Origin of the sequence: Arthrobacter sp. ZBG10 (assembly GCF_001238605.1) — a bacterium.
GTDB lineage: Bacteria > Actinomycetota > Actinomycetes > Actinomycetales > Micrococcaceae > Arthrobacter.
Window position 1 is genome coordinate 43,538 of sequence record NZ_LFQH01000010.1, and the last position, 9,654, is coordinate 53,191.

Genomic DNA, 9,654 nt, shown 5'->3' on the forward strand with positions numbered 1-9,654 from the left:
CTGGTCAGGCGAACGCCTGGCCGGTGATCTTTTCGTACGCTTCCACGTAGCGGCTGCGGGTCCGGCTGACCACCTCTGCGGGCAGTGCCGGCGGCGGAGTGTCGGAGCTCCGGTCCCAGCCGGACTCGGCGGACGTCAGCCAGTCGCGGACGTACTGCTTGTCGTAGGACGGCTGCGCCTGTCCCGGCTGGTACGTGGCCACGTCCCAGAAGCGGGACGAGTCAGGCGTCAGGACCTCGTCGCCCAGGGTGATGGCCCCGGACACGGCGTCGTAGCCGAATTCGACCTTGGTGTCGGCCAGGATCACGCCGCGTTCCCGGGCGATCTTCTCCGCCGTCGTGTAGATCTTCAGGGTCAGCTCGCTGAGCCGGGCCGCGATGTCATCGCCCACCATGCCCACTACTGCCTCGTAGGTGATGTTCTCGTCGTGTTCCCCCACCTCGGCTTTGGCCGACGGTGTGAAGATGGCCTGCTCCAGGCGTGAGCCGTCCACCAGGCCGTCCGGCAGCGGGATGCTGCAGACCGTCCCGCTGGCCCGGTACTCCACGAGCCCGGTGCCGGTGAGGTAGCCGCGGGCAATGCATTCCACGGGGAACATGTCCAGTTTTTTGCAGATCATGGCCCGGCCCGCAACGGCCTCCGGCACGCCGTCCGCAACGGTGGACGCCAGGACGTGGTGTTCCACGCCCAGCTGCCCGAACCACCACAGGCTCAGCTGCGTGAGGATGCGGCCCTTGTCCGGGATTTCGCTGGCCAGGACGTGGTCAAACGCGCTGATCCGGTTGCTGGCCACCACCAGGACGCACTCCTGGCCCACCTGCTCCAAGATGGCGGGGTCGGCGGGCTCGTACAGGTCCCGTACCTTGCCGGAGTAGACGTGCGTCCAGCCGGGCAGGTCCAGGGTTTCGGTCTTGAGACCGCGGAACTCGGGTGTTTCGCTCATGCCAGGCCTTTCGCCTTCGTCACGGGGAGGGCTCCGGTGGCGGTGGAGACCTTAATCTCGTTGCGTGCGGCCTTGCGGCCAATGTCGCTGCGGAACTGCGAGCCGTCCAGCTGCACCAGCTCCACGCCGTCGTACGCCTTTTCGCGCGCTTCCACCAGGTCGCTGCCCAGGGCGACCACAGCCAGGACACGGCCGCCTGCGGAGACCACTTTGCCGTCGTTGTCCAGCGCCGTGCCGGCGTGGATGACGTGCACGCCGTCCAGCGCTTCCGCCTTCTTGAGGCCGCGGATCCGGTCGCCCGTCCGGGGGGTGTCCGGGTAATTTTCGGACGCCACGACGACGGCGACAGCCGTTTCCTTCGACCAGCGCAGCTCATCCACCCGGTCCAGTTCGCCCTTGGCAGCGGCCAGGAGCAGGGAACCGAGAGGGGTCTTGAGCCGGGCCAGGACGGCCTGCGTTTCAGGGTCGCCGAAGCGGACGTTGAATTCGATGACGCGGGTGCCGCGGGTGGTCAGGGCCAGCCCCACGAACAACACACCCACAAAGGGGGTGCCACGGCGGGCCATTTCGTTGACGGTGGGCTGCGCCACGCGGTCAATGACTTCCTGGACCAGCCCTTCGGGTGCCCATTCGAGAGGGGTGTAGGCGCCCATGCCGCCGGTATTGGGGCCTTCGTCGTTATCGAAGATCCGCTTGAAATCCTGGGCCGGGGACAGTGCCACGGTGTTGTGGCCGTCGCACAGGACAAAGAGGGACACTTCTGGGCCGTCCAGGAATTCCTCGATGACCACGGTTCCGCCGGCGTCGAAGCAGGTCTGCGCGTGGGCCAGGGCTTCGTCGCGGTCCTTGGTGACCACAACGCCCTTGCCGGCGGCCAGGCCGTCGTCCTTCACTACGTAAGGTGCGCCGAAGGTGTCCAGGGCAGAGGCAGCTTCGGCTGCGTTGGTGGCCACCAGGGCCATGGCCGTGGGCACCTCGGCTTCGGCCATGATTTCCTTGGCAAACGCCTTGGACGCTTCAAGCTGGGCTGCTGCCTTGTCCGGGCCGAACACCGGGATGCCGGTGGCGCGGACGGCGTCAGAGACCCCTGCCGCCAGCGGCGCCTCCGGTCCCACCACCACCAGGTCAACGGCGAGCCGGGTGGCGAGCGCCGCCACGGCCTGCGGATCGTTGCCGTCGATCCGGTGCGTCGGGACCAGTTTGCTGATGCCGGCGTTGCCGGGTGCAGCGTGGACCTCGGACACGTTGGGGTCGGCGAGCAGGGAGCGGACAATGGCGTGTTCGCGGCCTCCGGGGCCAATGACGAGTACCTTCACAGTCAACAAGGGTACGTGGTGCACCCTTAGCGGGCCTAAGCTGTGTCTTTGCCAACCTGCCCGGACAATCCGCGGCACCCGCCACTCCGAATAGCTGACATGAAGACGCAACGGAATTGGCCCAAGGGAACCACCGCCATGGCGGCGCTGGCAGGTGTGGTGGCTGCCGCCGTCGTGCTGGCAGTGGCAGAACTCATCGGAGCGTTCTTCACGGCGAGGGCAACCCCGCTCTTTGCCTTGGGGTCAACCTTCATCGACTTCACGCCGCCGTGGATGAAGGACTTCGCCATCGCCACGTTCGGCACCAATGACAAGGCGGCCCTGTTCGCCGGCATGGGTGTGACCATTGCGCTGCTGGCCTGCGTGCTGGGTGTGGTGGCGTTCCGGAAATGGGCGCTCGGTGTCCTGGGCGTCCTGTTTATGGGCGCCGTGATTGTGGGCGCCGTGGTGACCCGCGCCGGCGTCAACCCTGTCGACGCGATCCCCAGCATCCTGGGCACCCTGGCCGGCCTGGTGGTCCTCCGGTTGCTTGTGGCTCCCCTGTGGCGCCTGAAGGCGTGGCCCGAAGCCCCCGCCGACCAGTCCGCGGACGACGGGCGGCCCGCCACCAGCCGGCGGAGGTTTTTTGCCGCGGCCGGCATCACCGCCGTTGGTGCGGGTATCGCGGCAACCGGCGGCCGGCTGCTCAGCGCGGCCAGGAGCAACATTGCCCAGGCCCGCAGCGCGATGCAGCTGCCCGCCCCGGCCAAGGCTGCCGCAGCAGTTCCCGAGGGCGTGCAGTCCCCGGTGGCCGGCATGCCGTCCTGGCTGACCCCCAACAACGAGTTCTACCGGATTGATACAGCGCTCAGCGTCCCCGAGATCAACGCCGCCGACTGGGAGCTGCGCATCCACGGCATGGTGGAAGAGGAAGTCCGGCTCACGTTCCAGGACCTGCTGGATGCCGAACTCATCGAAACCCACGTCTCCCTCACCTGCGTGTCCAACCCCGTGGGCGGCAACCTGGCCGGAAACGCCAAGTGGCTGGGCCTGCCCATCCGCGAAGTCCTCCGCCGGGCCAAGCCCTTGGACGGTGCCGACATGGTCCTTTCCACCTCGATTGACGGCTTCAGCGCCTCCACGCCCCTGGAAGTCCTGCAGGATGACCGGGACGCCATCCTGGCCATCGGCATGAACGGCGAACCGCTGCCCCTGGAGCACGGCTACCCCGTCCGGATGGTGGTCCCGGGCCTGTACGGTTTTGTGTCCGCCACCAAATGGGTGGTTGACCTCGAAGTCACCCGGTTCGCGGACAGCAAGGCCTACTGGACCGACCGCGGCTGGTCCGAGCGCGGACCCATCAAGACCATGGCGCGGGTGGACGTGCCCAAGTCCTTCGCTAAGGTCCCGGCCGGGAAGGTCGCCGTGGGCGGCACCGCCTGGGCGCAGACCCGCGGCATCACCAAAGTGGAAGTCCAGATCGACAACAACGACTGGGCGGAAGCCGAGCTGTCCACGGAGGCTTCACTGGTCACCTGGCGGCAGTGGTCCTACCAGTGGGACGCCACCCCGGGCCCGCACTACATCAAGGTCCGGGCAACGGACGGCACCGGCGAGGTCCAGACGGACCAGCGCGCCGACCCCGTGCCGGACGGCGCATCCGGCTGGCAGTCCGTGATGGTCACCGTCCAGTAGCGCGGTGCAGGCCCGGCCGGACCATAGACTAAGCAGCATGCCCCACAACCCGCACGCCACCTTCACCGTGGACTCCGCCGTCGAACTGGCCGTTATTGAACGCAGCGGTTTTGTGGAGTCCCGCCACCTCGGCTCCGCCGTGCTCCTCGCGGCGGACGGCTCCGTGGTCACGGAACTGGGCGACATCACCACCCCCGTCTATGCCCGGTCGGCCCTCAAACCGTTCCAGGCCCTGGCCGCCATGCAGTGCGGCGTCCCGCTGCGGGGCGCCCAGGTGGCGGTGGCCTGCGGCAGCCACACCGGGTCCCTGGACCACATGGATGTGGTGTCCGGGATGCTGAAGGCCGCGGGCGTCCGGGAGGACCAGCTGCTCTGCCCCGAGGCCTGGCCACAGGACGAAACCGCACGGAACTGGCTGGTCCGCTCCGAACGCGGCAGGTCCAGGCTGGCGTTCAACTGCTCCGGCAAGCACGCCGCGTTCCTCTGGGCGTGCACCGAAAACGGCTGGGACACCGCCAGCTACCTTGAGCCCAACCACCCGCTGCAGCAGGCTGTCCGCACCGCCATCGAGGAAAACGCCGAAGAACGGATCGCGCACCTGGGTGTTGACGGCTGCGGCGCCCCCGTGGCCGCACTGTCCCTGAAAGGCTTGGCCCGCGCGTACTCGCAGCTGGCCAAGGCCCCCGGGGACAAACACTCCAACGCCCGGGCCGCCACCATTGCCACCTCCATGCTGGACTACCCATGGGCAGTGCAGGGCAAGGGCGAGGCCAACACCGTGGTGATGGAGGACCTGGAAGTCATCGCCAAGATCGGGGCGGAAGGCGTCCTGGCCATGGCCACGCCGCAGGGCGTTTCCGTGGCCATCAAGGTCCTGGACGGCAACCTCCGGGCCACCTCGCTGGTGGCGCTGACCTTGCTCGCGGCCGCAGGTGCCGTGGACCCGGATAAGGTGGCGGACGTCCTGGCCAAAGTTGTGGAACCCGTCCTGGGCGGTGGCCGGCCCGTGGGCCAGATCCGGCTGGGCCCTTCGGTGTCCGCCCTGCTGGACCAGCCCTGACCCACCCCACCGGAAGGAGGCCCGACGCATGGCCATAGCCCGCCGTCGGATTGATCTTGAGGAAGGCGCTGCCGCGCTCGCCGCCTGGCAGCGCGCCCAGGAAGCCCCCTCGGACGCAGCGGTTCCGCGCCAGACACTCGCAACGGCGGTGCGGTATTCACTGGAGGAAGTCACGGCCCGCGCGCCCGGCAACTCCGTGGAAGTGCGGGTGCCGCCGTTCGGCGTCACCCAGTGCGTCGAGGGTCCCCGGCATACCCGCGGCACCCCGCCCAACGTCATAGAGTGCGACGCCGCCACCTGGCTGGGGATGGTCAGCGGCAGGATCCGCTGGGCAGACGCCGTCGCGGCAGGGAAGGTGGCAGCGTCCGGGCTCCGCGCGGACCTGTCGGCGCTGCTGCCCCTTTAGCTGCTGCCTTAGCTGACGCTGCCGGGACCTGTGGCGGTACCTGGACCAGTGCCGGTAATCCGGTCCGGGCCCTGCCCGGTGCCGGCCACCCTGCTCCCTGCCGCTGCGGTGGCGGGGTGCGGCACCAGGTTCTGCAGCCGGGTGGACAACGCTGCGATCACGGCAAAGGCGAACGCCGCCACGGCAATCAGGACGGACATCACGGCCACGGTGCCATAGCCGCCCAGCCGGGGATCGAGGAACGGGTAGGGGTACCAGTCGGCGAAGGGGCCACGGATCAGGCTGTAGACCAGGTAGGCCAGCGGAAATGCGAGCCACAGCAGCGAGGTCCTGATGGAGATCCTGGTCTTGGGCAGGTCCACCAGCCAGTCGATCACAATGATGGTGGGCACTGTGTAATGCAGCACCACGTTGACCCAGGGCAGTGGTGTGTTCACGTCCACGTCGCTCAGCAGCAGGCTGTACGTGATTCCGGTGATGGTCATGTACACGGTGGCGGCGCCGCGGAGCAGTTCCAGCCAGCGGGGGCTCGCCCCCTTCCAGGCGAACCAGGCGGCGATGCCCAGCGTGACGAAGGCGATGATGTTGGACTCGATGGTGAAGTAGCTGAAGTAGTTGCCGGCGCTTGCGCCCGGGACGTTCTGCATCAGGTACAGGAACTGGAACAGGACTGCCACGAAGCCCAGCAGCGCGAACCAGGTGCGGAAAAGAGCCAGTCCCTTGTTTGCGGTCATGGCCTGATCCTAGGCCACATCGGTTCCCGGGCGGCCGAAGCCGGCCCGGATTCCTGCGGGTGCAGGCTCAGCCGCGGCCCACGAACGGCATTCCCGCGGCCGTGACCACCACGGAACCCACGCTGGCGGAGGCCGGCATGTCCGCCATCATCAGCACGGCCCGGGCGGCGTCGGCCACCGGGAACATCGGTTCAACCCGGCGGCTGCCATCCGCCTGGAGCGCGCCGGAGCCCACCCCGATGGTGTCCATGATCCCGGTGCTGGTGTTGCCGATATCGATCTGCCCGCAGGTGATCCCGAAGCCCCTGCCGTCCAGCTCAATGCTTTTGGTCAGCCCCGTCATGGCGTGCTTGGTGACGGTGTAGGCAACGGTCCTGGGCCGCGGCACGTGGGCGGAAATGGAACCGTTGTTGATGATCCGGCCGCCCTGCGGCTCCTGCCCCTTCATGGCCCGGACCGCCGCTGCCGCGCACAGCATGGACCCGGTCAGGTTGACCGCCACCGTGGCGTCCCAGTCGGCCAGGCTGATCTCGTCCACGCCCGCCGCCGGACCAAAGACGCCGGCATTGTTGAACAGGACATCCACGCGCCCCCACGTGCCCAGGACGTCCGCAAAAAGGCGTTCGACGGCGTCGGGCCGGGTGACGTCGCACGGCACCACCAGCGCGGCGGGATGGCCGCCGGCGGCGTCGTCCAGCGGCTCCCGGCGACGGCCCGCGAGGGCCACCCGGTAGCCGGCGGCCAGCATCTGCCGGGCAACTTCCCGGCCGATGCCGGAGCCGGCCCCGGTGACCACTGCCACGCGTCCGTTGGGATGGGGACTCTCCACGCCGATCTCCTGTACCTAGCTGCCCTGGCGCGCGGCGTCCACCGGTGCGCTGTTCAGGGGCCAGCCTATGACGGTCTTGGGCCGCGGCACAGCGTAGGTCCGCACCTTGGAGGTGGAGAGCCGCAGGCGGACCAGGGACTCGGCAATGGTCACCGCTGCCGCCACCCCGTCCACTACCGGCACGCCGGCGCGCCGCCGGATCTCCTCATCCAGTCCGGCCATGCCGCCGCAGCCCAGGACGATGACTTCCGCTTTGTCGTCGGTGACAGCCCGCAGCGCCTGGCCGATGATGGCCTCCACCGCGCGTTCCGGCTCCTCTTCCAGCTCAAGGACGGCCATGCCGCTGGCCCGCACCGAGGCGCAGCGGGCGTCCAGCCCGGCGAGCTTGAGCCGGTCCTCGATCAGCGGGACGGTGCGGTCCAGGGTGGTGACCACCGAATACTTGTGGCCCAGGAACATCGCGGTGCTGGCCGCCGCTTCGGTGATGTCCACCACCGGAACGTCGAGGAGCTCCTGCAGCCCCTCCCGGCCGTGCTCGCCGTAGCCGGCCTGGATCACGGCGTCGTACGGCTCGGGGTAGGAGGTCACGGCGTCCATCACGGCGATCGCCGCCAGGTAGCTTTCGAAGTTTCCTTCACACGAGTCCGCACCGAACCTCGGGGTGAGGCCCACAATCTCCGTCCCGGGCGCCGCAATGCTGCGGGCCTGGGCGGCAATCGCCTCGGTCATGGAGGAGGTGGTGTTGACGTTTGCAACGAGTATGCGCATGGGATTCCTTGGCTGGAGGGTGGGCGGTCAGTGCGTGCTGGCGACGGCGATGGCCTCGCCGTCCTGGTCCACCAGTCGCTGCCCGCGGTCTGCGACGAAGAAGTACACCACTGCGGCGATGCCTGCGGCGAAGAACCAGGCGAAGGGGGCGGCTGCGGCCAGCGCAGGAACAAAGGCGATCAGCAGCGCCACGGCAGCCGCCGGGACCATTGCGGTGATGGCCCGCGGATTGACGCCGTTTTTGTAGAAGTAGGCGCCTTCGCGGGACGCGGTGTAGAGCTCGGGAACGTTGACCTTGCCGCGGCGGATGAGCCAGTAGTCGGCCATGACCACACCGAACAGCGGGCCCAGCAGTGCGCCCAGGCCACCCAGGAAGTACAGGATGACCAGCGGGTTGTTGTAGAGGTTCCAGGGCAGGATCACCAGGCCGATCACGGCGCTGACGATTGCTGCCTTGCGGAAGTTGAGCCGCTTGGGGAACAGGTTGGTAAGGGCGTAGACGGGGGCCACGAAGTTGGCCATCAGGTTCACGGCAATGGTCAGGACCAGCAGGGCGAGGCAGGCCAGGACCAGGAACAGCGTGTTGGGGATGGTCTGGACGATGTCCGAGGGGCTCTGGATGATGGTGCCGTTGATCCTGAACTGGCCACCGGCCATCACCACCACGATCACGCCGAACAGCAGCATGTTGATGGGGATGCCCCAGAAGTTGCCCCGGACCACTGCCTTCTTCGACTTCGCCGAGCGGGTGAAGTCGCAGAAGTTCAACACGAAGGTGCCGTAGATGGAGACCCACAGCGAGCCGCCGGCGAAAATGGTGAGCCACATTTCGGGGCCCTCCAGCGCGTTGTTGGCGGACCAGGCGATGGCGCCGCCGGCTTCGATGAAGATCCACACGGCGATGGCCGCCATGGTTGCCAGGATGACCGGACCCGCGAAAGCCTCGTATTTGCGGATCATTTCCATGCCGAAGCTGACAATGACCAGCTGCACCACCCAGAGGATGGCGAAGGCGATCCAGCCCAGGGTGGACAGGCCCAGGATGGAGTTCCGGTCCAGGTCGGCCAGGGACGGGACCATGGCCACCAGCATCACGCGGAACACCACGGACGCGAGGTAGGTCTGGATTCCGAACCAGGCCACGGCCACGGCGCCGCGGAGCAGGCCGGCGATCTGTGCGCCCCGGATGCCGAAGCTGATGCGGCTCATGACCGGGAAGGGAACCCCGGTCTTCACGCCCATAAAGCCGGAGAGGTTAAGCAGTCCGAACAGCAGGGCGGCGCCGATGCCCAGGGCCAGGAGGATCTGCCAGCCGCCCAGGCCCAGGGCGAACAGGCCGATGGCGAAGGCGTAGTTGCCCAGGCTGTGCACGTCATTGGCCCACAGAGTGAAGATGCTGTAGCCGGACCAGCTGCGGCCGGCTTTTTTGGTGGGGGCAAGATCCGCGTTGTAGAGAGTGGGACTGATCTCGACGCCGGAGGCGGCGCTGGCGGCCTCGCAGAGCGCATCACCGCCAGCGGAGGGGTGGGTGGGAAGCACTGACGGCGCTGTCAGGTCTGCAGTTTCGACGCCGACCGGGGGGTTGGTCTGCATTGGGGGGCTCCAATTCTGGGAGTACTGCCGCTGTGGTGAGACCGGATCGAATGACCCTCGCTGTTATTCCACAATGCGGAATCAAGATATTGAATAGTGAAATAATAGTATGATCTGTATCACCTTCGGTCAAGGTTGATCAGGCATGCCGGCGGTCACAATCGGTGGGCAAGCGGTATCTCGCCTACGGAACCCCGCGGACCACCGCTCCGGTTGACCGGCTTGGCCCCTCTGGATAATCTCGTTGTGCAAGATTGTTTTCTCACATCATGAAAAACAGTCGCCAATCATTCAACGATGAAATGAGGCCTCCGTGGCTGCAGGAGAAGAT

General features: G+C 67.4%; 9 protein-coding genes. 3 read left to right on the forward strand and 6 right to left on the reverse strand.

Features of this window, described 5'->3' with window-relative positions:
• Positions 1-4: 4 nt before the first annotated feature.
• On the reverse strand, positions 5-943 hold the full coding sequence (locus ACU18_RS02800; protein WP_050684022.1) for a phosphoribosylaminoimidazolesuccinocarboxamide synthase: 939 nt from the start codon (positions 941-943) through the stop codon (positions 5-7).
• The gene (purD, locus tag ACU18_RS02805; protein WP_050684023.1) at positions 940-2,259 is read right to left on the reverse strand and encodes a phosphoribosylamine--glycine ligase; all 1,320 of its coding nucleotides are present in this window, start codon (positions 2,257-2,259) and stop codon (positions 940-942) included. The genes ACU18_RS02800 and purD overlap by 4 nt, the downstream gene beginning before the upstream one ends.
• Before the next feature lie 99 nt (positions 2,260-2,358).
• Here purD and ACU18_RS02810 point away from each other — a divergent pair, with 99 nt between their 5' ends.
• From ACU18_RS02810 to ACU18_RS02820, 3 genes are read left to right on the forward strand one after another with little or no spacing between them, the layout of a single operon-like run.
• Complete coding sequence (locus ACU18_RS02810) at positions 2,359-3,933, forward strand: molybdopterin-dependent oxidoreductase (RefSeq protein ID WP_050684024.1); 1,575 nt, start codon at positions 2,359-2,361, stop codon at positions 3,931-3,933.
• Positions 3,934-3,970: 37 nt separating this feature from the next.
• Positions 3,971-4,993 carry an asparaginase gene (locus tag ACU18_RS02815; RefSeq protein WP_050684025.1) on the forward strand — a complete coding sequence of 341 codons (1,023 nt, stop codon included), beginning with the start codon at positions 3,971-3,973 and terminating at the stop codon, positions 4,991-4,993.
• 28 nt (positions 4,994-5,021) lie between these two features.
• Entirely contained in the window at positions 5,022-5,399 is a 378-nt protein-coding gene (locus ACU18_RS02820; RefSeq protein ID WP_050684026.1) for a sterol carrier family protein, read from the forward strand.
• Positions 5,400-5,407: 8 nt separating this feature from the next.
• Here the strand turns inward: ACU18_RS02820 and ACU18_RS02825 are convergent, their stop codons facing one another.
• The 4 genes from ACU18_RS02825 to ACU18_RS02840 form a co-directional block, all read right to left on the reverse strand.
• Complete coding sequence (locus ACU18_RS02825) at positions 5,408-6,133, reverse strand: Pr6Pr family membrane protein (protein WP_197273502.1); 726 nt, start codon at positions 6,131-6,133, stop codon at positions 5,408-5,410.
• Between the two features lie 67 nt (positions 6,134-6,200).
• Entirely contained in the window at positions 6,201-6,962 is a 762-nt protein-coding gene (locus tag ACU18_RS02830; RefSeq protein ID WP_050684027.1) for an SDR family oxidoreductase, read from the reverse strand.
• A 15-nt stretch (positions 6,963-6,977) separates the two neighbouring features.
• Positions 6,978-7,730, reverse strand: coding sequence for an aspartate/glutamate racemase family protein (locus ACU18_RS02835; protein WP_050684028.1), 753 nt, complete (start codon positions 7,728-7,730; stop codon positions 6,978-6,980).
• Between the two features lie 27 nt (positions 7,731-7,757).
• A complete protein-coding gene (locus ACU18_RS02840; protein ID WP_050684029.1) occupies positions 7,758-9,323 on the reverse strand; it encodes an NCS1 family nucleobase:cation symporter-1 in 1,566 nt (521 codons plus the stop codon).
• Positions 9,324-9,654 lie beyond the last annotated feature (331 nt).